Raw genomic sequence first — 26,713 nt, forward strand, 5'->3', positions numbered from 1 at the left:
TGCGCTCGGCCCACCCACAACAATGCCTGCTACCGGAATCGGTGCGAGGGTTTAGGAAGCAGCGGTGCCTGCCGCTTGACGGTCACGGATCGCACGGTTGACTGCCGAGATCACAGCGTTCAAGCCAGCAAGCGTCGTGTTGGTGTGGATGCCAACGCCCCACAAGACGCGGTCATCGACTGCTGCCTCGATGTAGGCGGCAGCTCGCGCCGCACCGCCGGCCTCGAGGGCGTGCTCGGTGTAATCCAAGACTCGCACGTCAACACCCTCGGAGTTCAACAGGTTCACGAGCGCGTCGATCGGACCGTTACCGGAAGCGCTGCGTACACGCTCGACACCGTCGATCTTCATGGTCGCGGTGAGCTTGACTGAATCGTTTGGTTCGTGGGTGCTCTCAACATTGAGCAGACGGAAATAACCCCACTGCGAATCGTCCTGCTTGGCGGGCAGATACTCGTCGTTGAAGACCTGCCACAACTGCTCCGAGGTGACTTCGGTGCCGGAGGTTTCGGTGTGCTTCTGCACCACCTGGGAGAACTCAACCTGGTGACGGCGCGGCAGATTCAAACCGTAATCCGCCTTCAACAGGTAGGCGACCCCGCCCTTGCCGGACTGCGAATTCACACGGATCACAGCCTCGTAGGTTCGGCCAACATCGCGTGGATCGATCGGCAGGTAAGGGACAGCCCACACCATATCGTCCACGGTCTTGCCAGCTGCCGCGGCGTCGGCCTCCATCGCCTCGAAGCCCTTCTTGATCGCGTCCTGGTGCGATCCAGAGAACGCGGTGAAGACCAAATCGCCACCCCACGGGACACGCTCAGGGATCGGCATCTGGTTAGCGTATTCGACGGTGCGGCGGATCTTATCCATGTCAGAGAAATCGATCTCAGGGTCCACACCCTGGCTGAACATGTTCATACCCAGCGCAACCAGGTCCACGTTACCGGTGCGCTCACCGTTGCCGAACAAGCAACCTTCGATGCGGTCGGCACCAGCCATGTAGCCAAGCTCCGCGGCAGCAACACCGGTTCCGCGGTCATTGTGCGGGTGCAGCGAGAGGATGATGGACTCACGGTTCTTGAGGTTGCGGTGCATCCACTCGATCGAATCGGCATACACGTTCGGAGTCGCCATCTCTACCGTTGCAGGCAGATTGACGATGATCGGATTCTGCGGGGTTGCACCGAACTCCTCGACGACCTCATCGACGATCCGGCGAGCGAACTCCAGCTCGGTGCCCGTGTAGGACTCCGGCGAGTACTCGTAGACGATCTCCGTGTCACCGGACATCTGCTCTTCGTATTTCTTGCACAGACGGGCACCGGTCAACGCGATATCGACGATGCCGTCCTCGTCTTGACGGAACACCACGCGGCGCTGCAAGATCGATGTCGAGTTATATAGGTGCACGATCGCACGGTGTACGCCGTCGAGGGCTTCGAACGTGCGCTCGATGAGGTGCTCACGCGACTGGGTCAGAACCTGGATCGTGACGTCTTCGGGGATCAGATCGTTATCGATGAGGTGGCGTACGAAGTCGAAATCGGTTTGGGACGCGGCCGGGAACCCCACCTCGATCTCCTTGAAACCCATCTCAACCAACAGCTGAAACAGTTTCAGCTTGCGGTCGGTGTCCATCGGGTCAACGAGTGCTTGGTTACCGTCACGCAGATCAACCGCGCACCAGCGCGGCGCCTTCGTGATCTTCTGATCCGGCCACGTACGGTCAGGCAGATCAACGGTGATCTGTTCATGAAAAGGGACGTACTTGTGTACTGGCATGCCAGATGGCTGCTGGAAATTCTTCACGGTTTAGCTCCTGTAGACGACGAATGTGCGACGGCCGAGCGCGAAAAACTCCGCAACAAAAGACTCCGCGACGAGACTCGGCCGAAACGTTTACCTTCAACCTGCCGTTGGCGCGGGGGTAAGTAAGGCTTTAGAACTGTGGCATCTCGTCGCGGCAAGCAAGAAGAAGCATGCGCACCGTGATCATGGTTAAAAGCTAACACCCGGGCCGGGGTGCTTGTGCATTCATGACGCAACTGTGGACTTACGCCTCAGCCGAGCGTTAGAAACCGAAACGGTCGAGGTGGCGGGCATTGCGCTGCCAATCTTTAGCGACCTTGACGCGGATATCGAGGTAGACCTTAGTTCCGAGCATCGCCTCGATGGATCGTCGGGCACGCTGCCCAACATCCCGTAGCCGCGAACCGCGCTTACCGATCACGATCGCCTTCTGCGAATCACGCTCAACATATAAGGTTGCGTAGATATCGGTGAGTGGATTGTCTTCCAGGCGGTCCTCACGCGGCGCCATCTCTTCGATGGTGACCGTGAGCGAATGCGGAAGCTCTTCCCGGACACCCTCGAGTGCGGCTTCGCGGATGAACTCGGAGACGAGTTTGAGTTCAGGCTGATCAGTCACGTCCCCATCGGGATACAGCGGCGGCGAGACAGGCATGTGTTCAGCCATAACGTCTTCGAGGGTTGCCAGTTGTTCACCCTTGAGTGCAGAAACCGGAACGATCGCTCTAAACCCGCCAGGCAAGAGTTCATCCCCCATCGCCTGGACTTCTAGAAGGTGGTTAGCCATGCGGGCTTTATCCACTGTGTCAGTCTTGGTGACGATCGCGATCACCGGTGTGCGTTTAACTTTGGCGAGCTGTTCAACGATGAAACGGTCCCCCGGCCCTACCGCCTGATTTGCGGGTGTGCAGAAACCTATGACATCGACTTCCCGCAACGTGTTCTCAACCAAGTCATTGAGCCGATGCCCCAGCAAAGTCCGTGGGCGGTGAATACCAGGGGTATCGACCAAGATGAGCTGATAGTTCTCGCGGTGAACAACCCCACGGATCGTGTGCCGGGTTGTTTGCGGCTTATTCGAGGTGATCGCGATCTTTTGGCCCACCAGAGCGTTCGTCAGAGTGGACTTCCCTGCGTTAGGGCGCCCGACAAGGGAAATGAAACCAGCTCGGAAATCATGTGCTGGAGGCATTAGTCCTGCTCACTTTCACGTCTCATCGAAGCCCGCTGAGCATTACCAGCGGACCCATCTTCTTCACTTAGTGTGTCACGGTCCGATACGCGCCTATCTGTTGAGCCAGCGTCCGCGCCATCCGCGCGAGTGCCGTCCTCGCCCGATTGATCGCCTCGCAACCGCTCATAGCGTTGCATGGTCGTGGCGCCAGCATTAGATTCACTTTCGCCATCATCTTCTGCTTCATTGTCAACAGGTGGATCAAGTTCCGTGACGATAATCTTGCCCGGACGGTTGCGGCGACCCTCGAGGGTTCTGACCTCCATGCGTAGCCCATCGATCTCAGCGACGGAACCGACGATCGGGACCTTGCCGATGAGCTTACCCATCAACCCGGCAACCGTATCGACGTCTTCATCGCGAAGTTCGCGGTCGAAAAGTTCGCCTAGGTGTTCGATCTGGAAGCCGGCATCGACCTCATAGCTTCCGTCTTCGCGCTGCGTGTAGTCAGGTGTATCCGAATCGTATTCGTCATCGATCTCGCCCACGAGCTCTTCAAGAAGATCCTCAAGCGTGATCAGCCCCGCGGTGCCACCGTATTCATCCACAACAATCGCGAAGTGCGTGGATTCGCGCTGGAACTCTTGCAACAGCTCATTGACGTGCTTGGAATCAGGTACAAAACGGGCACGCCGAGCGACCTCGAGCACGTTGGTTGCATTCAGCTCATCCGAATAGAGGTTCCCGATCACGTCTTTGAGGTGAACGACGCCGCGAACATCGTCGCTGTCTTCACCGATCACCGGAACACGGGAGCAACCGGAACGCATGAACAGCCTGATCGCGTCTTCTGCCGAGGAATCAGCCGAAATCGTGACCATGTCTGTGCGCGGAACCATGAGGCTACGGACTAGCGTGTCATCGAGTTCAAAAACAGAGTGAATCAGTTCGGCTTCTGCATCATCGATCTGTTGGGTTTCCGATGCGCGCTCCAGCATGTCACGGAAATGTTCCTCCGTGAGGAAAGTCGCGCCAGGGCGGGCACCCTTAGGGGTAGCCATCGCAACCAGCCACGAAGAAGCCGGGCCAAGCAGCCAGGTCAAGAACCGAACGATCCACGCCGTATAAAGCACTGTCTTTGCGGCATGGCGCTGCCCATACTGACGCGATGCGAAACCAACCACAAGAATGGACAGAACCGCAGTCACTAATGCAGCAAGCCCAGCAGCCACCAGCGGGTGTGCGAACACGAAGAAGAACGCGCATGCCAACGCGATGCCGGCCAAAGATTCGGTCCAGACTCTCCAGAACCGGATCGCATACGTGTGTTGGGTCGGTTTCGCGAGGATCTTGGGTAGAAGTTTGCGGCGTGGATGTTCCGTGAGCTCTTCAGCTGCTTGGCGGGACAACGCAAGGAAAGCGGCCTCCGCGGTGCTCAAGAGCCACGCCAGAGCGAAGAAAACACCGGCCGCGAGAAATAAGACAACGGTAGTCATGAGTTAGTTAGTTTCAGTTTCTTGAGGTGCTTCGCGGTTCAAAAACTTCGCAAGCAATTCCCGCTGCAGACCGAACATTTCAGCTTTAGCCTCAGGCTCATCGTGATCGAAACCGAGCAGATGCAGGAATCCGTGGGTCAGCAACAGACAGATCTCATCTTGGGTCGAGTGCCCTTGGGCTTCCGCTTGTTTAGCTGCTACGGTCGGGCTGATTACGATATCGCCCATGACACCCGGTGGGCTCGGATGCTGAACGGTACCTGGCCGCAACTCGTCCATGGGAAAGCTCATAACATCGGTTGTATCGGCCAGATCCAGCCAATCGATGTGCAGCTGTTCCATCGCTTCGTCATCGATGAGGGTCACGCCCAGCTCGGCATCCGGGTGGATATAGAGCTCATCCATGAGGAAAGTGGCCAGGGTTCCGAGCTGTTCGAGATCGCACTCGTGTTCGGTCTCGTTGTGGATCTCGACGCTCATGCTGACTCAGAGTCTCCTGCGGATGCAGATGCGGATGCGGACTGTGCTGCTGGTGCTTTACGGCGCTCGGCACCACTGCTTCGAGGCTCTCGTGCACGCTTGAGCTTGCCGGTGCTGATGCGCTGGTGGTCTTCGTCCCAACGCTGATATGCATCCACAATTTTGCCCACGAGGCGGTGGCGCACAACGTCTTCGGCTGAAAGCTCACAGATAGCGATGTCATCGATCCCATCGAGGATGTCCAACACAATCCCGAGCCCGGATGTTTTGCCACCCGGAAGGTCGATCTGTGTGATGTCGCCGGTGACGACCATGTGCGAACGGAAACCGAGCCGAGTCAGAAACATCTTCATTTGCTCAGCGGTCGTGTTCTGCGCTTCATCGAGGATCACGAACGCGTTGTTCAACGTGCGCCCACGCATATAAGCCAACGGGGCGACCTCGATGGTTCCGGCAGCGATCAACCTCGGTATCGATTCGTGCTCAACCATGTCATGCAACGCGTCATAGAGCGGCCTGAGGTACGGATCGATCTTGTCAGAGAGCGTGCCGGGCAGAAAGCCGAGGCTCTCGCCGGCTTCGACTGCGGGGCGGGTCAGAATAATGCGGTCAACCTCGCCCGACTGCAAGGCAGCAACCGCCCGCGCCATCGCCAAATACGTTTTACCTGTACCGGCTGGCCCCACACCAAACGTAATCGTGTGGGCGTCCATGGCCTCGACGTAGGCCGCCTGATTATTCGTCTTAGGTCGGATGCTCTTGCCTCGGTGGCGCAGAATCTCGCCAGTCACCGCAGGGTCGGGGTTGGCTGCCGCGAGCTGACGTTCTGCCATGATCCAGCGCTCAACCAATGTGGCTGTGACGGCGTTGCCACCGGCTGCCGCGGCGCGAGCCTGCTCCACGACGCGCCGAACAGCCTTAACATCAGCGAGCGGTCCACTCAATTCGAGTGAATCGCCGCGGGGAGCCAACGTGACTTCTGGCCACACCCCGCTGACAATCCGTAAAAGCGTATCGGCAGGGCCAAGACTGGCGACCATTGCCTGATCGGATTCGAAATCGATGCGGGCGTGTGCGATGCCAGGGTCCCCAGCAACACCATGATGAGAGGGTTTGGCTGAGCTGTTCTTTGCTGTGAAGGGCACGTGCGTGCTCATCCTCGCTTCGGTAGATATGAAGTTCGGCAGAATTCCGGTCAACCGGGATCTATCTTCAGTCTAAGACGCGCTGCCTGCGTTCTCTAGGAACACATCACCTAGGTCCTATCGCCAAGAATATGGCGGGTCAGCACCGCGCCCACCGCGCCCGCTGTGGAAGCACGCAGAATATTACTTCCCAATGAAACCAAAACCGCGCCGGCATGAGTGAGCGCCTCGACTTCCGCTGGAGAGATTCCGCCTTCAGGACCCACCGCGAGCATCACATCCACATCCCATTCCGGTGGCGGAGTGGATGTTGAAGGTTGATGAGGAAGACTGCTGGCCCTGGTGGCCAGAACGTCGACAAGATGCTGTGGGGCCTCCTCGTGACACACGGCAACGAGGACGCCGCGCTCGCTGGCCTGAGCAACCGCGTCGACGAGCTGTTTACTGGTGACCACCGGACCCACTGCTGGCTGATCAGCTCGGCGTGACTGCTTAGTGGCACGCACTGCCGTATCGACCCACTTCTGGTGGGCCTTCTGAGCACGCTCCCCACGCCAACGGACAATCGAGCGGTCCGCCTGCCAGGGGATGAAGGACGCCGCACCAATTTCGACACAGGTTTCAACGGCCTGTAAGTCACGATCGTTTTTCGATAGCGCCTGAATCAGGCCAACCCTCACCTCGGGTGCCGCCTGGTGGACCTCGTCGACAAGAACGCTCGCGCCTGCAGGATCCACGCGGGTCAGCGTCACGATCGCCGCCCGGCCGCAACCATCCACAACCTGGATGGACTCCCCCGGCTCAAACCGCATGACACGCACGTGGTGAGCCTCAGAGGCGCACAGCTGATACGTACCGCCTGGCTGCCAGTGCGTGGATGCGGGATCCATAAACGACTTCAGCGACACCGGTCAACCCCGGAACTTCTCGCGTAGACGACTCATGAAACCACGCTGGGCGAGCTTGCCGCGTGTGAACTGCTCGTCTCGGGCTTGGGCAAGTTGTTCGAGAAGTTCACGCTGCTGCTCATCAAGATTCTTAGGGGTCTCAACGTTGACGGTGACTCGCAGATCCCCGCGGCGCCCGCCACGCAAAGACGGCACACCTAAGCCAGTCAAGGTCAATGTCTCGCCCGACTGAGTCCCAGGTTGAATATCGAGTTCTTGGTCACCATCGAACGTCTCCAGCGTGACCTCGGTGCCAAGTGCTGCCTGAGTCATCGGGACCGACAAGACCGCGTGAAGGTCGTTGCCGACGCGTTCGAAGGTCGCGTGGTTACGGACGCTGATTTCAAGGTATAGGTCACCGTTCGGGCCTCCACCCGGACCAGCTTCGCCCTCGCCTTGCAGCTGAATCCGCGTACCCGAGTCGACACCCGCAGGGATCTTAATCGTCTTCTCGGTCTTCTCACGAACGCGACCTTCACCGTTGCATTCGGGGCACGGCTTGACCAGACGGCTACCGAAACCAGAACATGCCGGGCACTCGGAGAGAGTCATGACGTCTCCGAGCATCGAGCGGACCGGACGCTGAATATGCCCGGAGCCGTGGCATGTTTCACACGTGACTGGCTCGGTGTTGCCTTCGGTGCAGGAGCCGTGGCACAACGAACACACCACAGCCGTGGAAACCGTGATGGTCACCTCTTTACCTTGAACCGCATCGACAAGATCGATCGGAACCCGCACTAGACCGTCACGGCCCGGCTGAGTCCGTGACTTTGGTTGAGGGCGGCCACCCCCACCGCCGCCTCCGAAGAACGCATCGAAAATATCCCCGAAGCCACCGAATCCGCCGCCACCGAAACCACCGGATGCGCCGTTCTCATCGCCTGTGCGATCGTAATTGCGGCGCTTATCAGGATCAGAGAGCACCTCATAAGCGTGAGTGACCGCTTTGAACTTCTCGTGCGTGTCCTCACCCGGGTTCAAGTCAGGGTGGAGCTGACGGGCAAGCTTGCGGTAGGCGCGCTTGATTTCCTCTTCCGAAGCGTCCTGGGATACCCCCAGGGTTTCGTAGTGGTTAGCCATGACGTAAATAAGTCGCTTTCCTTGGCTGGTCTAGTTGTCTAGTCGATTGAGTGGGATAGCTGAATGAGTCGTATATGGATCTTTGTGCCTCTAGCTGGACAGGATGCGGCTGAGGTAACGCGCGATCGCTCGTACTGCGCCCATCGAACCTGAATAGTCCATCCGGGTAGGGCCGAGTACCCCGAGCATCGCAGAACCGTTAGTTCCATAACTGCTGGCCACAACTGAGGTGTCCGTGAGTTCCGCGTGGGTGTTCTCGCTTCCGATGCGGACCACAACCTGGTCGTCGTCGGCTTCCATCTCTGAAAGCAGACGCAACAAGACAACTTGCTCTTCAAGGGTTTCCAATAAACCTGTCAGATCTTTACGGAAGTCCTGTTGTGAACGGGCAAGATTCGCCGTGCCGGAAAGCACTACCCTATCGACCTGGTGCGCTGTCAACGCGGACGCGATCGCTCGGGCCACGGTGTGGGCGAAGTCCAGAAGCTGCCGCGGCAGGTTGAACCCAGTTGGGTCACCAGGTGGCGGTGAAGACACCGAAGTCAACACGCCGGTTACAGCGTGTAATGGTTTCCCGACGATGTGCTCGGCAATCTGATCGCGCACTAAAGCGACGTCCACATCAGAGACCTCGTGCGGTGCTGGCACCATGCGTTGGGTCACATCGCCGTTGCTAGCGATCACAACGACCAGAACCTGGCCTGGCCCCATCGTGAGGATCTCAACGTGCCGGATCCGCGTGTTAGAAACCTTCGGGATCTGGATGACCGCAACTTGCTGGGTCAATGCGGACAGCGCGCGTGCCGTGCGCGCAAGAACGTCGTCGAGTTCCTCCGCGCCTTCAAGTAGCTGGTGGATCGCGCGACGTTCGGCCGCCGAAAGCGGCTTGATGTCCTCGATACGGTCAACGAAATAGCGGTAGCCCTGCTCAGTCGGGATACGGCCGGCCGAGGTATGGGGTGCTTCGATGAGTCCCTGCTCCTCCAAGACCGCCATGTCGTTACGAATCGTGGCTGCCGAGACTCCAAGGTTATGCCGTTCAACGAGTGCGGCAGAACCGACCGGTTCGCGTGAGTTCACGTAATCGTCAACCACTGCGCGCAGCACATGCACGCGGCGCGCGGTTGCACGGCTCACCGGCTTATCGCTGTCTGGGCGGACCACCTGAACTCCTCCTGCCTCATCCGGAAACTACGTGCCAACTACCTGCCAGAGCCTCAGGAACCTTACAACTCTTCAGGAAACCCCTTCACGTTCCACTCTGGCACTCTAATAGCCTGAGTGCCAATTATATCGGTTGCCGTCCCGCTGTGGGCCCTACCGGATCGGGTTGCCACCCCGCCGCATCGCCACCCCGCCGCACCGTGCAGGCAAAGGTCCCCTGCGGACGCGCTAGGGCATCGTAGGCTGTAAAAGACTAGAACCGGCAGAGCCGCCCACCTCGGAATGTACCTAAAGGAGCCCAGCTATGGATTGGAGCCAATGGGGCCCCGGCTCGATCTCTCACCCTGCCCGCAAAGCACCGCGCAAGGTCGCAGCCCAAGTAGGGCTCGTGCTCGAAGACGTTCAAAGCGGTTTCGTTGGCGAGGTGATCCGGACCGAACGCTCCGGTGGCGTCCGGGTCCTCGAGTTGGAAGACGGGCGTGGGGCTCGCCGTTCGTTCCCTGCCGGTTTCGGGTTCTGGATCGACGGTGAACCCGTCGAAATCGTCGAGCCTGCCTCGATAGCGGAAACTGAACCGGTCACGAAAATCTCGGCATCTGGCTCGGTGTATGTCGAAGGTGCCCGGGCCAAGACAGCCCGCGCGGCACGTATCTGGGTCGAAGGCATCCACGATGCCGCACTCATTGAAAAAGTGTGGGGCCACGATCTGCGTGTCGAAGGCATCGTCGTGGAACCGATGCACGGCGCCGATGACCTCGCAAGCCTCGTCGAAGAGTTCGCCCCCACACAGCAGCGCAGACTCGCGATACTACTGGACCACCTCGTCGAAGGCTCAAAAGAAACCCGTATCGCCGCCGAAGCGATGCGTGTTCCGGGAGCCCGCGAACACGTCCTGATCGTCGGGCATCCATTCGTGGACGTGTGGGAAGCAGTCAAACCTGAGAAAGTGGGGCTCAGAACGTGGCCGCAGATCCCCCGCGGCCAAGACTGGAAACGCGGAATGCTGCGGCATCTAGGGTGGCCTGCTGAAACTGATGCCGACGTGGGGGCAGGTTTCTCCCGCATCCTCGAATCCGTCTCCAGCTACGCTGACCTGCGGCCTGAGCTGCTGGGCAAAGTTGAACACATGATCGACTTCGTCTCAGTTGAGGACTAAGAGGTTCCGGCTGATAGGACTGTTCAAGAAGAACTGAGGACAGACAACTTCACAGTCAGCGAACGTGAAAAGCGACACAGCTGAGTGTTGTCCAGAAGTAGTAGCCCATGTACTACTACAGTCTGATGAGGCTGTAGTAGCTGATGAGTAATATAGTCGACAACTGTTTTCTAGAGAGGAACAAAGCGTGACGAACCCGACACCTGGGCGCCCTCAGCAGCCTCGGGATAAAGAGACGTCGACTGACTCGCTGCCCCTTGCCCCGAGCGAGGACAGGCGCTGGGCCACAGTCTCACATTTCGGGGCGATCGCTGGGTTCATTCCCGCGATGATAATCCACTACCTGTTCAAGGATCGCGGGCCGTTCACCGCCCAAGAATCACGTGAAGCCGTGAACTTCACGCTCCCGCTCACAGCCTTGATGTTCGTCCTGATGCTACTGGCGATATTCATTCCAGGTATCGGTTCGATCTTCTCCGTAGCACTTGTTGTGGTGTGGCTGTATATGACGTTCTCCGGAATCGTCGCCGGCATCGAAGTCAACAAAGGCCGCCCTTACCTGTACCGCTTCAATATGCGCTTGTTCTAATTCTCGCCGCTAATTCTCGATCAGTTCGAGCACTAGACCGTCAGCGAGCAAACGCCCTTTCAACGTCAAGATAAACCGATCACCATCTTCGGGTGTGGGCTTTTCGTTGCCAGCACCATCAACGATGTGACCTAAGCCGCGCGCCACGAACCCGGGTAGGCGCCCGCGCTCACTGAGCGAAAGCATCGAAACAGGAAGCCCGCTGGCCAAGCGAATCGAGAGCATAATGTTCTCAAGATGGCGAGCATCAGCCGAAGGAACTTCCCGCGCCAACGCCGGCGAGACGCCCGCGTCGATGCGTTGCTGATACGCCGAAGGATGCTTCACATTCCACCAACGGATACCCCCGATGTGCGAATGTGCGCCCGGCCCAATCCCCCACCAATCCTGATTACGCCAATACGCAACGTTATGGCGAGCCTGATGTTGCTCAGAGCGCGCCCAGTTGGAGACTTCATACCAACTGAAACCAGCATCGGCGAGTACCGCATCAGCCAGCTCATACTTCTCGGCGTGATCGTCCTCATCGACCATCGGGACCTCGCCACGGCGCATCTGTGCAGCCAGCTTGGTGCCAGGCTCAACAATGAGCGAATACGCCGAAACATGATCCGGCTCCAACGCTAAAGCCGCATCCATGGAAGCCTGCCAATCAGCGATGGACTCCCCCGGCGTCCCATAGATCAAGTCAACAGATACATCCAAGCCAGCATCGCGCGCCCACTGCACCGCCTGCGGTACACGCTCCGGGCTGTGAGTTCGATCCAGGGTAGACAGAACGTGCGGCACCGCCGACTGCATCCCGAACGAAACCCGGGTAAAACCACCGGCCCTCAGTTCAGCGAGCGATTCAGGCGTGACCGAGTCCGGGTTCGCCTCCGTGGTGACCTCCGCATCGGGTGCGACACCATACAGTGAACGCGCACGCTCAAGGATCATGACCAGGTCCCCTGCTGGCAACAAGGTCGGAGTGCCGCCGCCGAAAAAGACCGTTGACAGCTCGCGAGGCACAGCACCAGCGCGACGTAAAACCTCGGCAGAAAAATCCACCTCACGCGCCGCAGCGAGCGCGTACGTGTCTTGGCTTGCGCCATGACCTAACTCAGTAGCCGTATAGGTATTGAAATCGCAGTAGCCGCAACGGACCGCGCAAAACGGGATATGGACGTAGAGGCTCAAAGAACGCTCATGCGCATCCGCGACCGACTCGCGCGTGAGAGCTCCATCGGCTGGGGCGGGATCCCCCTCCGGCAGCTGCGCCATTACTTCTTCTTGCCCCCGTTATCGTCCGAGGACAACGCGGCAATGAAGGCCTCTTGCGGGACCTCAACGCGCCCCACCATCTTCATGCGCTTCTTACCTTCCTTCTGCTTCTCAAGCAGCTTGCGCTTACGGCTAATGTCACCGCCGTAACACTTGGCAAGAACGTCCTTACGGATAGCGCGAATATTCTCACGCGCAATAATGCGGGAACCGATCGCTGCCTGGATCGGTACCTCGAACTGCTGACGAGGAATCAACTCACGCAAACGAGAAGTCATCATCACGCCATACGAGTACGCGTTGTCCTTGTGGGTGATCGCGGAGAAAGCGTCCACACGCTCACCCTGCAACAGGATATCGACCTTTACCAGATCCGCTTCCTGCGCGCCATCAGCCTGCCAGTTCAGTGACGCATAACCGCGGGTGCGGGACTTGAGGTGGTCGAAGAAATCGAACACGATCTCAGCCAGCGGCAAGCGGTAACGCATCTCCACGCGTTCCTCGGACAAATAGTCCATGCCCATCATGTTGCCGCGGCGGCTCTGACACAGCTCCATGACCGCGCCGATGAACTCAGCCGGGGTAATCACGGTCGCTGAAACCATCGGCTCGGTGATCGATTTCAGCTTCCCATCCGGGAACTCAGACGGGTTTGTCACGTGAACATGCGAGCCATCCTCAGTCACGACGTCGTACTCAACGTTGGGGGCTGTGGAAATGAGGTCAAGGTTGAACTCGCGTTCAAGTCGCTCGCGAATGATCTCAAGGTGCAACAGGCCGAGGAAACCAACGCGGAAACCGAAGCCCAACGCAGCGGAGGTCTCCGGTTCGTACACGAGCGCGGCGTCGTTGAGACGCAACTTATCCAACGCATCACGCAACACCGGGAAATCCGAGCCATCGATCGGGAACAATCCTGAGAAAACCATCGGCTGAGGCTCGTCATAGCCCGCCAAATGCTCGGATGCGGGGTTCGCGAAGTTCGTGACCGTGTCACCAACCTTCGACTGGCGGACATCCTTAACACCCGTGATGAGGTAGCCCACCTCACCAGCTGCCAGGCCATCAGTCGGAATAGGGCCTGGCGAAGAAACACCGATCTCCAACAGCTCATAGCTCACGCCAGAAGACATCATCTTGACCTTCTCGCGCGGCTTGAGCCGGCCATCGACAACACGGACGTAGGTGACCACACCACGGTAGACGTCATACACAGAGTCAAAAATCATGGCGCGGGCCGGCGCGTCAAGCGTGCCTTCAGGAGCCGGAACATCGCGGACGATCTTCTCCAACAATGCCTCGACACCCTCACCGGTTTTACCCGAAACCCGCAAGACATCATCCGGTTCACAACCGATCAGGTTCGCAAGCTCTACAGCAAAGAAATCAGGTTGGGCATTCGGAAGGTCGATCTTGTTCAGAACCGGGATGATCGTGAGCTCATGCTCCATCGCCAGATACAGGTTCGCTAGCGTCTGCGCCTCGATGCCTTGGGCAGCATCAACCAAAAGAATGGCGCCCTCGCACGCCGCCAATGAACGCGAAACCTCATACGTGAAGTCCACGTGACCCGGCGTGTCGATCATGTTCAGAGCGAATGTCTTACCATCCAGTTCCCACGGCATACGCACTGCCTGCGACTTGATGGTGATGCCGCGCTCACGCTCAATATCCATGTTGTCCAGGTACTGGGCGCGCATTTCGCGAGGTTCAACAACACCAGTCGCCTGCAACATACGGTCAGCCAGCGTCGACTTACCGTGGTCGATATGGGCGATGATGCAAAAATTCCGAATGACCTCCATAGGAGTCTTCGAAGGGACCTGCGGCGTAACGGCCTGAGGGGACACGGAGAGGGCCTCACTTCACACTGCGAAACTCGAACTCCCTTAGTATCTCATGAGCTTCAGTAGCATCTCATAAGGCCTAGAGCCTGAGACGAAGCTAGCTCACGATGCACGCCTCGGCTGCAAGGGGCTACCGGAGCCGTTGAGTATCAGTTGAGTATCAAGAGGGCGGCTGTGGACATAAAATAGTGGGCATGTCTTCCCAAGGCCGATTCTTCACCCAGCTTCTACGCGTGGCGCGCCCGCTCATCAAACGTTTCCTCTCATCCCAAAGCGGTGACCAAACATCAACGCGTGGTCCGCGTCCGTCATCCTCCCCGCGTCCTTCCCGTTCGCACCAGCAGCAGAGTTCGCAACAGCAGCAGAGTTCGAAACAGCCTCAGCGCCAGTCGAGCTCGAGCCGCAACGCCTCTGCTCATAAGGCACCCGTTACTGCAGGGGCGTATCCGGGCGACTATACGGGCCGTCTCACCGCGGTCTATGATCCGCATCCCGATGGCAATCCTGACCCGGGCGAGGTCGTGTGGGCCTGGGTCCCGTATGAAGAGGACCACAGTCAAGGCAAGGACCGGCCCGTTCTGCTTGCCGGTTGGGATGGTCCGTGGATGCTCGGTTTCATGCTGACCTCGAAAGACCACGATGACCGCCGCGATCACGCCGAGTTCGTCGACATCGGCTCAGGCGCGTGGGATAAAGAACGCAGACCAAGCGAAGCGCGGATCTCACGGGTGATCCGCATCAACCCTGACTCGGTCCGTCGTGTTGGCGCGATTCTCGATAAAAGCCGCTTTGACCTGGTGATCAGCGAGTACAACCGCCACCATTAAAAGGGCGCGTCACTGGAGAGTCACTGGAGAGGGGTAGGCCCGATCCCCAAGCCACGGTTCAAGCGCAAGCGAACGTGGGCCACTGTGGTGCGGCTCATGCGGCATGAACACTCAATGAATGTTAGGATGGTCGCTAGTGTGTCCGCGCGTGGTCGACGGGCACTCGTAGCTACCGGACCCAGTTCCCCACTCTCTCAGTCGTGGTAGCTACGGAACCCTCAGACCCAATTCATCTTCAACACGAAGGAACAACGTGGCGAACATCAAGTCGCAGAAGAAGCGCATCATTACCAACGAGAAGGCGCGCCAGCGCAATCAGGCGGTCAAGTCTGAACTGCGCACTTTCGAGAAGAAGGTCCGCGCTGCAGTTGAGGCCGGCGATAAGGACGCCGCCATCCCAGCTCTTCAGGCTGCAAGCCGCAAGCTCGACAAGGCAGCAACCAAGAAGGTTATTCACAAGAACCAGGCTGCAAACCGTAAGTCGAAGCTCGCTCAGGCCGTCAACGGTCTCTAAACGATCAACCTTGAGTAACCGGTGAGAACACCGGATACGTGACCAGGGGCCCATCCACTCGGATGGGCCCCTGGTTTGTGTTGCGGGCGAAAATGCTCGGTATTCACTAGCCCGGCCGCACTCCCTTCACCTGGGTGGCGAGGTTTAGGAAGCGCGCGGCCCGGCCGCCGCCATCCGAGAGATAGCAATAACGCAGCGTTCCAACGCATACTCGGGGTTGCGTGAAGCGCCTTTGAGCATGTGGTCTGTTGCAGCGATCAACTGAACGGCTTTGGCGATATTGAAAGCAGAGAACCGCCTCGCCGAAGCCTGCGCTTGCTTGACCATCCACGGCGCCATCTTAAGTTCGGATGCCAACTGTCCTGCGGGTGCGGAGCTGCCGGCTACCTTCGCGATCTGCCGGACCTTACCGCCAATCGCGCCAAGCAGCGGAACAGGGTCAAGTCCGCTAGCTAACGCATAACGCAAGAGACTGACTGCTTCGGCTCCCCTACCTGCCACAGCGGCATCGGCCACCGCAAAGCCTGTGGTCTCTAACCGGCCACCAAAATACGTGGTGACCGCATCCACGGTAATGGGTCCGTCGATATCGGAAGCCAACTGGGACACGGCGGCTCCCAGTTCGGCTACATCGCTACCTACCGAATCCACTAAAGCCCTCACCGCTTCAGGATCCACCTTACGGCGCAGACTCTTGAACTCCCCCAGCACGAAGTCTTGACGTTCTTGGTCCTTCTTGAGAGGGGAAACATCGATCACACTAGCGCGTTTCTTCAACACGTTGACTAGCGTTTTTCCGCGTTGCCCACCACTATGATGCAACACAAGGACAGCGTCCTCCTGCGGCGCTTCAATATAGCTGAGCAAATCCTTCTGGAGGGCCTCGTTCATCTTCTCCAAGCCGTGGATTTCAATCAGCGGAGAACCGCCAAACAGTGACGGACTCGAAGCGAGAATGAGCTGGGAAGGTTCGTAGGACTCACCGTCGATCCGGGTCACCTCGATGGACGGGTCCGCAGCCCGGGCCTTGGAACGGACGACTTCAAAAGCGCGTGCGGCTTGATAATCATCGGCACCGTCAAGAAACACCAGCGGGGCCGGTTCAGCTGACCGGAAGTTAGGACCACGCTGCCCACCAGCGGACCTGGTGGCTCGTTTCGAGCGGGCAGGTGGTGTCATCGTGTCTCCTCAACGGAATAGAGCAACGCTAAAGCGCGGATTCTACCTATCGAATGCTACCTGCTGGGGAGCGCTCGTGAAGCACCTGCGCGCCCACACGGTTATCAGCTTCTTCCGTTCCTGAGACAGGCCTGACGATAATGGTGCCTTCCTGATCAGTTCTATGAACGCTCACATTCGCCCGATACAGCGCCTCAAGAATGACTTGGCGGGGATGGCCGTAATCGTTATCAGCGCCTACACCGATCAGCGCGAGGTCAGGCTGAAACTCTTCAATGAGCTCAGTTCCACCCGTAGCCGAACCATGGTGGGCCACCTTCAGAACACGCAGGTCACCGGTAGATCGTTCCAACTTATGCGATCGCAACATCAGCTGAGCTTGCTCGGACTCCAGATCACCCGTGTTGATCAATTCGACCCCCAAACCATCACCGTGAATCATGCGGGCACGCGTCACGACAGATGCACCATTCTCACTGCTGGCCTGCTGCGGTGCCCACAGCACATCGACGCTCCACGGACCGCACGTCATCTGCTCCCCTTCCAGCGCTCGCCGGGCCTGCTCGACGGGAGGACGCCTCTTAGCTGTCCCATAGATGACCTCCCCACTGAGTTCTCGCGTGTTGAGAGCGCCGTCAAGCCCACCCACGTGGTCAAGGTCCAGGTGGGTTATCACCACGCCGCAGAGTTTGGTGATGCCGGCTCGGCTCAAGCAGGCATCGATGTGTGTTGGGTCTGGCCCTGCATCGATCAGTAGCGCGTTGTTCTCATCCCCTATCACCGCGAGCGCATCCCCTTGCCCGACATCGCAAAACAGGATGTCCCCAGCCTGAGCGCGGCTCAGGGCTGGGTCAGGTGCTCGGATGAAGCTCGCCAGAACAAACACGAAAGAAACGATGACCGAAGCCGAGAGAAGGATCGCAGCAGGGCGCCGCCCAAACTTGGGTGGGCCTTGTTTAAACCCTCGCTGGCTGTGGCCAACCCCGGGTTGACGGTGCCCTGTATATGGTGATGGGGCCGCTGCGATCGTGGACGCTGAGCGGCGGGCCTGGAGGTCAAGACGCACGTGCGAAAGCCACGCCCGAAGAACATCGGGCCGCGCGCGTTGCGCAAGAACCAGCAGTGTTGCGGGCAGAACCCAACACGTTATGGCCGCAAGCAAGAAACCCCACGGCATTTCCGGCCAGTGATGCATGGGTGCGTGTTCGGCTGAGAACCCTGCCAGCATTGTGATGACGTGTGCCGGCAGCCCCACACATGCAGCTAATGGCCAGCCCCACGGCCAGGGAATCCAGCCGAGCAACATGACACTTGGAGCCGCGAGCCCAACGAGTGCGGCAGCGGGACTCGCTAGAACGTTGATAGGGACCACCCACAAGGATTGAGCAGGGTCCATCGCCACGAGGACCGGTGTGCATGCGATGGTTGCGGCAGCTGAGACGGCTGTGACTTCGGCGAAGAGCCGTGGAAACTTGAGGCCTTGCAACAGTTGCGCAAGTGGATGGGATCCGATCAAGATACCGAATGTCGCTAGGACGGAGAGCTGGAACGCGGGTGCAACCAGCATCCAGGGGTCTAGTAGTAGAAGCACTGTTGCTGCCAGAGCTAGCAGAGCGATTGCGGCGGCTGGTCTGCCAACAGTGACTGCGAAGGCGCCCACCGCGCCCATGATGCATGCTCGAAGGACCGATGGATCAGGACCCACGATGTGCGCGAAGGTGATGATCACCGCAAGGATCACCGCATAGCGGGCTATACCTCGTAGCCGCACAAGCCGACACAGTGAGGTCACGACGAGGACCATCGCCGCAACGTTCGCCCCGGATACCGCGGTGAGATGACTCAGCCCAGATACGACCATGGACGCAGACAGCTCTACAGACTGGCTGGAACGATCCCCCACAATCAGACCTGGGATGAGTGCGCCGGTTTCGCCTCCCCACCGTTGCCCTAGCTTCTGCAGATTCGCTCTGACCCACGCGCTAAACCCCGCGGGAGCGGACGCCTCATCCACCGGAGGCGAGAGTACAGCCACGGACACGGGTTCGGATGCACGTTCACGGTGAGCCTTCACACGTATCCACGCCGTCCACTGTGTACCCACCGCTGCGTTCTCGGGAATCTGCGAGCTCGGCGTAAAGATCACGGCCTCGAATCTCGGCGTATTGTGGCGGGGCTTGCTTTCCTCTCTGAGGCTCGGGCCAGCCTGAACTAACGGCGTTACAGAAACATGCGTCAGCATTGATGGCCCAATATCCCGCGGGGCCTCCGTGACTTCGAGCCGGGCTTGTAACGGGGCATCCGATATGAACGCTTGCGCGTTCAGCCGGCCTTGAGCATCGAGTGCGCAGGATGAGAAAGTTGCGCTCAGCATAATCAACGCCAGGATCGCATGAGAAAGTGCATGTGAGCCCCGAAAGCTAGGGTGCCGCGGGCGCTGTTGCCTGCGATGGCTATGCGCCGAATGTGTTCTCATGCGCAGCACAAAGAACAGGACACCGGCCAGCACCGCACACGTTAGGGCTGCTCCCCAAGCGAATCCGGGTGGGAAGCCGTGCACCGTATAGACCCAGCACACCGCAACGCATGCGGCAGTACCGGATAAAAGCGCTGGCGCTAACGGTTGGAGGGATCGTTGAGGGTATGGCTTTAGAGGATGGAGAGAGGTTGAGGATACGGCGGCGCGTTCGGCATAGCCGCCTAATCGGGCAGGTGGTTCGCTAGTCATAGGAGACCATCGGCTCGATCTTGCTCAAGATCGCTGGCCCGATACCGGAGACCGCATCAAGATCTGCTGGTCCACGGAACGGTCCGTGTTGAGCCTTGAAGTCGAGGATTCTTTGGGCGAGCGCTGGCCCAACGCCTGGCAGTTGTTGAAGCTCTTCAGAGCTGGCCGAGTTGATGCGCACAATGATTTTCCCGCCGGCGCCTGGTCCGGAGGAGCCCCCGCCGGTGTTGAGCCGGCCGGTCTTGCCGCTACCGTCACTCCCGCCACCGCCGCTAACAGGCCCGTTGCTGGCGTGTTCACCTTTGCGTGGTACCCGAATTTGTTCGCCATCGTTGACCGGTGCCGCCAAGTTGATGCCGGCTTGATCGGCCGCCCGGGTCATCCCACCCGCCTGCTTGATTGCGTCTGCAGTGATTGCACCTTGATCCAGTTCATAGAGGCCAGGCTTCTTCACTGCACCCACAACATGGACCCGCAGAAGCCCGCCAGCGGCCTGTTGAGCTGGCCCCTGTTTGGGGGCGTGGTCAGGACTATCTGTACTACCCGGCCCGGAACTGGCGTCTCTAGGTGTCGAGCGAGAATCAGCTTCAGGCTGTGCAGGTGCTTGCCCGTTAGCTGCGACCACGCCGGCTGATGTGAGCGCACCGTTGTTGGCAATGAAGAAGCGGTAGCCAAGCACAGCCAGCAGAACACACAGAGCGAGTGCGAGCGCGCCGATCCCCCACCGTCCAAGGAGTGGGCGGCGAGGTGGTTCGTCTAGCCATGCGTAATCGTCATAGGAATCTGTCTCATTCGGTTGGCGTAGATGTTGCGGGCTCATGCCCTCAGGCTAAGAAGAATCACAAGCCCGATGCGGCGGCTGTGGATGAGGCCCCGGTGCCACTAGCGCTGGGGATAGTGGATCGGCCGCCTACGGAGCGAGCCTCAACGGCAAATCTCAAGCGCAGGTCTTCAGCCCAGGGCTCCAGGCCAGGACTTGTAAGCAAGGTCTTGACCCCTGAACTCCAGGTGAGGCGTTCAGCGCAGTGCCTCAGTTGTCCAGATTCTGGTTCCCTGGGTTGGATTCGTGCACAACTCGGTGCACTACTAAGCCGATTGCGCCTGGCCCACAGTGGGCGGCCAGAACCGATGGCAGTGGCGAAATTGTCACGGGCCATGACGTATGGGGCTCAAGCGCATCGGCGACTTCGATGGCGGCTTCTTCGGCTGCGAAATGCTGAACCGCCACCTGGACATCCCCAGGTGCCGCTCCGGTGGCGTGTTCGATCCCGAGCTCAGAGATACGGGTTAACGCGCGATCCGTGTGGCGTATCCGGTCTAAAACACTGATGCTTCCGGCCGCGTCGAATCGCAGAATCGGCCGGATGCTCAAGAGATTACCCAAAACGGAAGCCGCGAGGGTGACTCGGCCACCTTTACGCAACGCATCCAGTGACGGGACGGTGAGCCAGATATGTGAACCCATGGCGCGTTCCGCGGCCTCAATGGGGTCGCGGGATGTCATTGCCGCATCGGCGGCCGAGACTACCGCGAGTGCCTGACCGAAGCCGGCGCTGCAGGAATCGATCACATCGACCTCAACCGTGCATTGTTCTGCCGCAAGGCGCGCCGAATCGGCTGTATTAGAGAGCCTGCCGGCCATCGTGATCACGATGATCCGCTCCGCACCGTTCTCTACCGCATGATCGTAAGCCTCGCGGAATTTCCCTGGTGCGGGCCTGGACGTTGAAACCGACTGGCCAAGCGCAAAACCCATCGCAAGAGCACGCTGCAAGTCCGGATCACCATCGTTATACACCTGACCGCCAACGGTCACATGCATCGGCACGACCGAGAGATAACCGCGGTAGCTAGCAACAACCTCTTCGCTCAAACCTGCCGCGGAATCGGTGATGACCCACGTGCGGGGTCTACGCCCGGAATATGCGCGAGCCAACGCGGCGATGCGGTGGCCCAAACGAGGCTGTCCTCGCGAAGGTTGCCGCTCGGAAGAAAGCGGCAACCTTCGCGTAAAGGATGGCAAACGGTCAGACATTAAACGACAATCGAAACCAATTTAGGGGCGCGGACAATGATCTTGCGGATCTGCTGGTCCCCCAAGAACCGCTGAACGTCCGGGTTCGCCAACGCCCGGGCCTGTAGATCCTCTTCAGAGATGTCCACCGGAACCTCGAGTTTGCCGCGGACTTTACCCTTGACCTGAACCACGGCGGTGATGGTCTCTTCCTTGAGCAGGGACTCATCCACCGCTGGGTACGGTACGCGGGCAATCGGCTGGCTATGGCCGAGCATGTGCCACATGTCCTCAGCGGTGTATGGGGAGACGAGGCTCAGAAGCAATGCGATGACCTCAGCTGCCTCGCGCACAGCCGGATCCGCTGGGCCAGCACCGGAATCGATGGCCTTACGGGTTGCGTTGGTGAGCTCCATCGCGTGAGCCACAACAACATTGAACTTCCCGTTCTCAAGATTCTCGAGCGATTCGGCGAGGATCTTGTGCGTTACCGAACGCAGGTCTTGATCTCCACCAGCCGGGTCCGTTCCTGCCGCGCTGCTCACGTCTTGGGCAATACGCCAGGCACGTGCCAGGAACTTGGTAGCACCCGATGGCGAAACATTCGCCCAGTCGACATCGTCTTCGGGAGGGGATGCGAAAACCATGGTCAAACGGACGGCATCCACACCGAACTGATCGAGCTGTTCGCCGAGGTTTACGCCGTTGCCGAGCGACTTGGACATCGCCTTGCCCTGGTTCAAAACCTGGCCCTGGTTCAGCAACGCTGTGAACGGCTCGCTGAAATCGAGGTAGCCGAAGCTCTGTAGCGCCTTGGTGATGAAGCGTGAATACAGCAAGTGCAGGATCGCATGCTCAACACCGCCGACGTATTGATCAACCGGCAACCAGCGTTTGACGGCCTCGGCGTCGAAAGCAGCCTGGTCATTCTGTGGTGAGGCAAAACGCAAGTAGTACCACGAGGAGTCCACGAACGTATCCATTGTGTCGGTATCGCGCAGAGCCGGACCACCGCATTCAGGACAGGTCACGTTGACCCAGTCTTCGGCCCCAGCAAGCGGCGAACGGCCCTTGAGCGCAAGCTGTTCACCGCGAAGATCCTCTGGCAGGCGCACCGGCAGTTCGTCTTCGGGGACCGGGACCTCACCGCATGATGCGCAGTGGATGATCGGGATCGGTGCACCCCAGAAACGTTGGCGGGAAACGAGCCAGTCACGCAAACGGTAGGTGATGGCCGCATGCCCGGTACCGGCCTTCTCGACGATGTCGATGGCTTGAGCTATCGCATCTTGCTTGCTCAGCCCATCGAGCGGGCCGGAGTTGATGAGGGTGCCGTCGCCAACGGTGGCGACACCGCTGACGGCTGGGTCTTCCTCCCCCGTATCGACAACGGTGCGCACTGGCAAATCGAAGGCGAGCGCGAACTCGAGGTCGCGTTGATCGTGGGCCGGCACGGCCATGATCGCCCCGGTTCCGTAGTCAGCCAGCACGTAATCGGAGGCCCACACCGGTACAGACGCGCCGGATACCGGGTTGGTTGCGTAGCGGCCCAGGAACACGCCGGTCTTTTTGCGCTCTGTTGATTGGCGTTCGATGTCGGAGGCGGCTTTGACTGATTCCCGATACTCTTCGAACGCTGCACGGTGTTCGTCTGTGACCAGTTGGTCTGCGAGGTCGGCGTCCACGGCAACGACCATGAACGTTGAGCCGTAGAGGGTGTCGGGGCGGGTTGTGAACACTTCGATGGTGTGTTCGTCTTTACCGGCGTTGGCTTCGATCACGAAGTTCACGTTGGCGCCGTGGGACCGGCCGATCCAGTTGCGCTGCATCGCAAGCACACGCTCGGGCCACTTCCCTTCCAGCGCAGGCATCTCGTCGAGCAAACGGTCAGCGAAATCGGTGATCTTGAAGTACCACTGGTTCAGCGACTTCTTAGTGACTGGGGTTTTGCATCGCTCGCATGCGCCATCGACTACCTGCTCGTTGGCGAGCACTGTCTGGTCTTTAGGGCACCAGTTGACTGGCGAGTTCTTCCGGTAGGCCAACCCGTGCTTGAACAGCTCGAGGAATAGCCACTGGGTCCAGCGGTAATACTCCGGGTCGGAGGTGTGAAGGCGTGAGTTCCAGTCTGCGGAAATCGCATACCGTTTGAACGATTCCGCCTGGGTGTCGATGTTCTTATATGTCCATTCGGCCGGATGCTGATCGTTTTTGATCGCGGCGTTCTCAGCTGGCAGGCCGAAAGAGTCCCAACCGATCGGGTGGAAGACGTCGTAGCCTTGGTGTAGCCAGTGGCGTGCTACGACGTCACCGATGGCGAAGGCCTCAGCATGACCCATGTGAAGGTCCCCCGACGGGTAAGGGAACATGTCGAGGACGTATTTACGTTCGCGGGAGCCGTCATCCGCTGGTGTGAAAACGTTGTTTTCTTCCCAATAACCCGCCCAGCGCTTCTCGATGGCGTGCGCATCGTAGGTGGCGTTCTCTTGTGGCGTAGGGGCCTGAGCCAACTGGTATTCCTCTTCTGTGTGGGTCAGCTTGTGCGTAGACAACTCGTGCGCGTGTGGCAGGAGTCAAAGCAGTTCCCTATTCTACGTGTGAAACGGGTTTCTGCATGTTTAGTGCATGTCACATAACGGCTGTATCAGGTTCCTGAATCGGCTTGGACGTCTTCATCAACCCAGTCGAAGCTGCGGTGGACGGCTTTGCGCCAGATGCGTTTCTTCCGCTCGACTCTTTGTTGGTCCATGGAACGGCTGAAGGTGCGCTCCAATTGCCAGTTCTCCTCGATTTCGTCCAGTGAATTCCAGACGCCAACGGCGAGCCCGGCGGCGTAAGCGGCACCGAGTGCCGTGGTTTCGGTGACGGCCGGCCGTAGAACATCGACACCGAGCAGGTCGGCTTGGAACTGCATCAGGACGTTATTGGTGACCATGCCGCCGTCCACTCGCAGTTCGGTGAGTTTGCCGTCAACGTCTTCTTCGGCGGCGTCGAAAACGTCAGCGGTTTGGAAGGCTGTCGCTTCCAGTACGGCGCGTGCGATGTGTTCGCGGGTCACGTACCGGGTGAGCCCAGTCATGACACCGCGGGCTTCGGGCTGCCACCACGGAGCGTAGAGTCCGGAGAAGGCCGGGACGATGTAGCAGCCGCCGGAGTCTTCAACTTCGCTCGCTAGCTCTTCGATCTGTGGGGCGTGTTCGAACATCTTGAGGTTGTCGCGTAGCCATTGAACCAGCGAGCCTGCTACTGCGATGGAACCTTCCAAGGCGTAGACGGGTTCTTGACCGTCGAGCTGATAGGCGATCGTTGTCAAGAGGCCTTTGGTGCTGCGTGCCGGTGTGGTTCCGGTGTTGTACATAACGAAGCAGCCGGTTCCGTAAGTGTTTTTGGCTTGGCCTGGTTTGAACGCTGCTTGTCCGAAGAGGGCTGCTTGTTGGTCACCGAGGATTCCTGCGATGGGAAGGCCTGCCCCGGGGTTACCGCTACTGATGTGCCCGATGTGCCCGGATGATGTCACGATGCGGGGCAGCATCGCTTCAGGGATGTTGAAGTCGTTGAGGATGCTGGGTTCCCATGCTTGTTTGCGCAGGTTCATGAGCATGGTTCGAGACGCGTTGGTCACGTCGGTCACGTGCAGGCCTCCGTCTGGGCCGCCTGTGAGATTCCAGATGACCCAGGTGTCCATGGTTCCTGCAAGGAGTTCCCCGGCTTCTGCGCGTTTCTGCAGTTGCGGGTCTGTATCGAGGATCCAGCGCAGCTTGGTTGCGGAGAAGTATGTTGCTAGCGGCAAGCCTGTGACCTCGCGGTAGCGGTCGAGCCCACCGTCTTCTTCCATCTCATCGACGATGCGTTGGGTGCGGGCATCTTGCCACACGATGGCTGGGGTTACGGGCTCGCCGGTTGCGGCGTCCCATACAAGGATGGTTTCGCGTTGATTCGTGATGCCGATTCCCTGGACGGCGCTGGCCCTCTCCCCGAGGGTATTCAACAGTTCGGCTAATACGGCTGTGACATTGTCCCGAATTTCGGTCGCATCATGTTCGACCCAGCCTGGCAGGGGGAAGTGCTGTTGATGTTCACGTTGCGCCACTGCTTGCTGCTGACCGCGTTCATCGAAGGCGATAGCCCGGGAGGATGTGGTGCCTTGATCGATCGCCACAATAAGTTTTTGTGTCATGAAGCCCTCGATGATGTGCGTGGGTTGTTAAGAGTCTCAAAGCATCGTAGCGAGCGCGCGAGGTGAGCGCGACGTCAGGCATGCTTCGAGGCAAAGTAAAACCTGCTTATTGCGGCAGTGACAATAAGTAATTGTCCGGGTGACATTCGCTTACTGTCGCCGCGACAACAACTTATTGTGCATCTGACCGGAACTAATTGTATAGGTGGCAATAACTAATTGCGCGAGTGACACTAAGTACCTGCCGTGGCGGCAATATGTAATTGTTTGCATGACAATATATAGGTAGAGTTGCTTGCATGCACACCTGGGCTAATGTCACTGAACGCCGTAACCTCCAGCCCGAACTGGCGGTTTCGGTGATCATTTTCGCTTTCTCCAAGAAGCCGGCAGACTCCAACAACACCGATAGTTCTCAGCTCAAAAACCACTCTGAAGCACTGCCCTATCGCATTCAGATTCCGCTCATAGAACGGGTACGTGAGCCCTTCCGCGGCCGCCACGCGATCCCCGGGGCACCGGTTCAAGCTGCGCTTTCCCTCGATGATTCTGCAGCGGAGATCTTCACCCGCGTCACCGGTTTGAACGGTTATCAGCCGCAACAGCTACACACGTTCGGCGGCCTCTATCGCGCCGCTTGCCAGCGCCGCACCCCTGGGCAAGATGGGCTCCCTCCCGACATCTCAGAGGATTCCCTGCACGTGGGCAGCTTGCGGGTGGTCACGGTTGCATACTGGTCCATGGTGCGCCTGGATGACGTTGATGCCGCGTATCAAGTCGCTGAAGCGGACCCACGGCTAAGCTGGTGGGACATCGATGACTTGCCGCCTCTGGCCTTCGATCACAGCCACATCATCGCTCAAGCCCGGCAAGCCTTGCGCGAAATCGAATTGGACGAGCTCGCTCACGCGAGCCTGCCATCGAAGTTCATCCTCGCTGACTTACGTGAACTCGTCGAAACCATCCAGGGGCAACAGCTGGACCCTGGGAACTTTCAACGCAGCATCAAAAACCAGCCTCGGATCAAAGCCACCTCAGAATTCCTGGAGGGCACCAAACACAGGCCGCCGAGGCTTTACACGCTTGAGTCACCCTAAGTGGGGACCCTGCCGGTCACG

At 59.0% G+C, this 26,713-nt stretch carries 21 protein-coding genes; 5 read left to right on the forward strand and 16 right to left on the reverse strand.

The features are described 5' to 3' along the window. Nucleotides 1-51 precede the first annotated feature (51 nt). The 8 genes from leuA to hrcA all read right to left on the reverse strand — a co-directional run bounded on the left by leuA (nucleotide 52) and on the right by hrcA (nucleotide 9,274). The gene (leuA, locus tag HMPREF3175_RS09080) at nucleotides 52-1,812 is read right to left on the reverse strand and encodes a 2-isopropylmalate synthase (RefSeq protein WP_035755220.1); all 1,761 of its coding nucleotides are present in this window, start codon (nucleotides 1,810-1,812) and stop codon (nucleotides 52-54) included. 262 nt (nucleotides 1,813-2,074) lie between these two features. Next, entirely contained in the window at nucleotides 2,075-3,004 is a 930-nt protein-coding gene (era, locus tag HMPREF3175_RS09085; protein WP_070492147.1) for a GTPase Era, read from the reverse strand. Beyond that, on the reverse strand, nucleotides 3,004-4,482 hold the full coding sequence (locus tag HMPREF3175_RS09090) for a hemolysin family protein (RefSeq protein WP_070492152.1): 1,479 nt from the start codon (nucleotides 4,480-4,482) through the stop codon (nucleotides 3,004-3,006). Before HMPREF3175_RS09090 ends, era begins: the two co-directional genes overlap by 1 nt. Before the next feature lie 3 nt (nucleotides 4,483-4,485). Then, complete coding sequence (gene ybeY, locus HMPREF3175_RS09095) at nucleotides 4,486-4,962, reverse strand: rRNA maturation RNase YbeY (RefSeq protein ID WP_035755217.1); 477 nt, start codon at nucleotides 4,960-4,962, stop codon at nucleotides 4,486-4,488. Then, the gene (locus HMPREF3175_RS09100) at nucleotides 4,959-6,107 is read right to left on the reverse strand and encodes a PhoH family protein (RefSeq protein ID WP_070492155.1); all 1,149 of its coding nucleotides are present in this window, start codon (nucleotides 6,105-6,107) and stop codon (nucleotides 4,959-4,961) included. Before HMPREF3175_RS09100 ends, ybeY begins: the two co-directional genes overlap by 4 nt. Nucleotides 6,108-6,217: 110 nt before the next feature. Then, the gene (locus HMPREF3175_RS09105; protein WP_141742522.1) at nucleotides 6,218-7,015 is read right to left on the reverse strand and encodes a 16S rRNA (uracil(1498)-N(3))-methyltransferase; all 798 of its coding nucleotides are present in this window, start codon (nucleotides 7,013-7,015) and stop codon (nucleotides 6,218-6,220) included. Between the two features lie 3 nt (nucleotides 7,016-7,018). After that, nucleotides 7,019-8,137, reverse strand: a complete 1,119-nt coding sequence (gene dnaJ / locus HMPREF3175_RS09110) for a molecular chaperone DnaJ (protein ID WP_070492161.1) — start codon at nucleotides 8,135-8,137, stop codon at nucleotides 7,019-7,021. Nucleotides 8,138-8,227: 90 nt separating this feature from the next. Further along, nucleotides 8,228-9,274 (reverse strand): heat-inducible transcriptional repressor HrcA, encoded by a 1,047-nt coding sequence (gene hrcA / locus HMPREF3175_RS09115; protein WP_070492308.1) that lies wholly within the window; start codon nucleotides 9,272-9,274, stop codon nucleotides 8,228-8,230. 331 nt (nucleotides 9,275-9,605) lie between these two features. Between hrcA and HMPREF3175_RS09120 the strand changes: the two genes are divergently transcribed. Continuing rightward, nucleotides 9,606-10,457, forward strand: coding sequence for a DUF3097 family protein (locus tag HMPREF3175_RS09120; RefSeq protein WP_070492164.1), 852 nt, complete (start codon nucleotides 9,606-9,608; stop codon nucleotides 10,455-10,457). A 187-nt stretch (nucleotides 10,458-10,644) separates the two neighbouring features. Next, a complete protein-coding gene (locus HMPREF3175_RS09125; protein ID WP_035755211.1) occupies nucleotides 10,645-11,046 on the forward strand; it encodes a DUF4870 domain-containing protein in 402 nt (133 codons plus the stop codon). 9 nt (nucleotides 11,047-11,055) lie between these two features. Here HMPREF3175_RS09125 and hemW read toward each other — a convergent pair whose 3' ends face one another. Then, nucleotides 11,056-12,309 carry a radical SAM family heme chaperone HemW gene (gene hemW, locus HMPREF3175_RS09130; protein WP_070492166.1) on the reverse strand — a complete coding sequence of 418 codons (1,254 nt, stop codon included), beginning with the start codon at nucleotides 12,307-12,309 and terminating at the stop codon, nucleotides 11,056-11,058. Further along, nucleotides 12,309-14,159, reverse strand: a complete 1,851-nt coding sequence (gene lepA / locus HMPREF3175_RS09135; protein WP_070492169.1) for a translation elongation factor 4 — start codon at nucleotides 14,157-14,159, stop codon at nucleotides 12,309-12,311. Before lepA ends, hemW begins: the two co-directional genes overlap by 1 nt. Before the next feature lie 191 nt (nucleotides 14,160-14,350). Here lepA and HMPREF3175_RS09140 point away from each other — a divergent pair, with 191 nt between their 5' ends. Both HMPREF3175_RS09140 and rpsT read left to right on the forward strand, forming a co-directional pair. Continuing rightward, nucleotides 14,351-14,983 carry a type II toxin-antitoxin system PemK/MazF family toxin gene (locus tag HMPREF3175_RS09140; RefSeq protein WP_070492172.1) on the forward strand — a complete coding sequence of 211 codons (633 nt, stop codon included), beginning with the start codon at nucleotides 14,351-14,353 and terminating at the stop codon, nucleotides 14,981-14,983. 253 nt (nucleotides 14,984-15,236) lie between these two features. Then, nucleotides 15,237-15,497 carry a 30S ribosomal protein S20 gene (gene rpsT / locus HMPREF3175_RS09145; protein WP_035755205.1) on the forward strand — a complete coding sequence of 87 codons (261 nt, stop codon included), beginning with the start codon at nucleotides 15,237-15,239 and terminating at the stop codon, nucleotides 15,495-15,497. A gap of 144 nt (nucleotides 15,498-15,641) precedes the next feature. On the opposite strand, the gene holA is transcribed toward rpsT, so the two are convergent. From holA to glpK, 6 genes are all read right to left on the reverse strand, one after another. Further along, a complete protein-coding gene (gene holA / locus HMPREF3175_RS09150; protein ID WP_070492175.1) occupies nucleotides 15,642-16,676 on the reverse strand; it encodes a DNA polymerase III subunit delta in 1,035 nt (344 codons plus the stop codon). 46 nt (nucleotides 16,677-16,722) lie between these two features. Next, entirely contained in the window at nucleotides 16,723-19,050 is a 2,328-nt protein-coding gene (locus HMPREF3175_RS09155; protein WP_176745153.1) for a ComEC/Rec2 family competence protein, read from the reverse strand. Between the two features lie 346 nt (nucleotides 19,051-19,396). Next, the gene (locus tag HMPREF3175_RS09160; protein ID WP_052048318.1) at nucleotides 19,397-20,224 is read right to left on the reverse strand and encodes a helix-hairpin-helix domain-containing protein; all 828 of its coding nucleotides are present in this window, start codon (nucleotides 20,222-20,224) and stop codon (nucleotides 19,397-19,399) included. 210 nt (nucleotides 20,225-20,434) lie between these two features. Further along, entirely contained in the window at nucleotides 20,435-21,361 is a 927-nt protein-coding gene (locus HMPREF3175_RS09165; protein ID WP_176745154.1) for a DegV family protein, read from the reverse strand. Nucleotides 21,362-21,438: 77 nt separating this feature from the next. Further along, on the reverse strand, nucleotides 21,439-23,928 hold the full coding sequence (gene leuS / locus HMPREF3175_RS09170; protein WP_083289543.1) for a leucine--tRNA ligase: 2,490 nt from the start codon (nucleotides 23,926-23,928) through the stop codon (nucleotides 21,439-21,441). Nucleotides 23,929-24,062: 134 nt separating this feature from the next. Beyond that, nucleotides 24,063-25,595, reverse strand: a complete 1,533-nt coding sequence (gene glpK, locus HMPREF3175_RS09175; RefSeq protein WP_070492181.1) for a glycerol kinase GlpK — start codon at nucleotides 25,593-25,595, stop codon at nucleotides 24,063-24,065. A 299-nt stretch (nucleotides 25,596-25,894) separates the two neighbouring features. On the opposite strand from glpK, the gene HMPREF3175_RS09180 reads away from it, so the two are divergent. After that, entirely contained in the window at nucleotides 25,895-26,692 is a 798-nt protein-coding gene (locus HMPREF3175_RS09180; RefSeq protein ID WP_070492183.1) for an NUDIX hydrolase, read from the forward strand. Nucleotides 26,693-26,713 lie beyond the last annotated feature (21 nt).

The organism is Arthrobacter sp. HMSC08H08 (genome assembly GCF_001807575.1).
Classification (GTDB): Bacteria; Actinomycetota; Actinomycetes; order Actinomycetales; family Micrococcaceae; genus Pseudoglutamicibacter; species Pseudoglutamicibacter albus.

What these genes read in the sequence shown, in the direction of transcription:
- era (WP_070492147.1), bottom strand. Translation starts at nt 3,004, where the DNA reads ATGCCTCCAGCACATGATTTCCGAGCTGGTTTCATTTCCCTTGTCGGG.
- HMPREF3175_RS09090 (WP_070492152.1), bottom strand. Translation starts at nt 4,482, where the DNA reads ATGACTACCGTTGTCTTATTTCTCGCGGCCGGTGTTTTCTTCGCTCTG.
- ybeY (WP_035755217.1), bottom strand. Translation starts at nt 4,962, where the DNA reads ATGAGCGTCGAGATCCACAACGAGACCGAACACGAGTGCGATCTCGAA.
- dnaJ (WP_070492161.1), bottom strand. Translation starts at nt 8,137, where the DNA reads ATGGCTAACCACTACGAAACCCTGGGGGTATCCCAGGACGCTTCGGAA.
- HMPREF3175_RS09120 (WP_070492164.1), top strand. Translation starts at nt 9,606, where the DNA reads ATGGATTGGAGCCAATGGGGCCCCGGCTCGATCTCTCACCCTGCCCGC.
- hemW (WP_070492166.1), bottom strand. Translation starts at nt 12,309, where the DNA reads ATGGCGCAGCTGCCGGAGGGGGATCCCGCCCCAGCCGATGGAGCTCTC.
- HMPREF3175_RS09140 (WP_070492172.1), top strand. Translation starts at nt 14,351, where the DNA reads ATGTCTTCCCAAGGCCGATTCTTCACCCAGCTTCTACGCGTGGCGCGC.
- holA (WP_070492175.1), bottom strand. Translation starts at nt 16,676, where the DNA reads ATGACACCACCTGCCCGCTCGAAACGAGCCACCAGGTCCGCTGGTGGG.
- HMPREF3175_RS09155 (WP_176745153.1), bottom strand. Translation starts at nt 19,050, where the DNA reads ATGCTGAGCGCAACTTTCTCATCCTGCGCACTCGATGCTCAAGGCCGG.
- HMPREF3175_RS09160 (WP_052048318.1), bottom strand. Translation starts at nt 20,224, where the DNA reads ATGAGCCCGCAACATCTACGCCAACCGAATGAGACAGATTCCTATGAC.
- glpK (WP_070492181.1), bottom strand. Translation starts at nt 25,595, where the DNA reads ATGACACAAAAACTTATTGTGGCGATCGATCAAGGCACCACATCCTCC.
- HMPREF3175_RS09180 (WP_070492183.1), top strand. Translation starts at nt 25,895, where the DNA reads ATGCACACCTGGGCTAATGTCACTGAACGCCGTAACCTCCAGCCCGAA.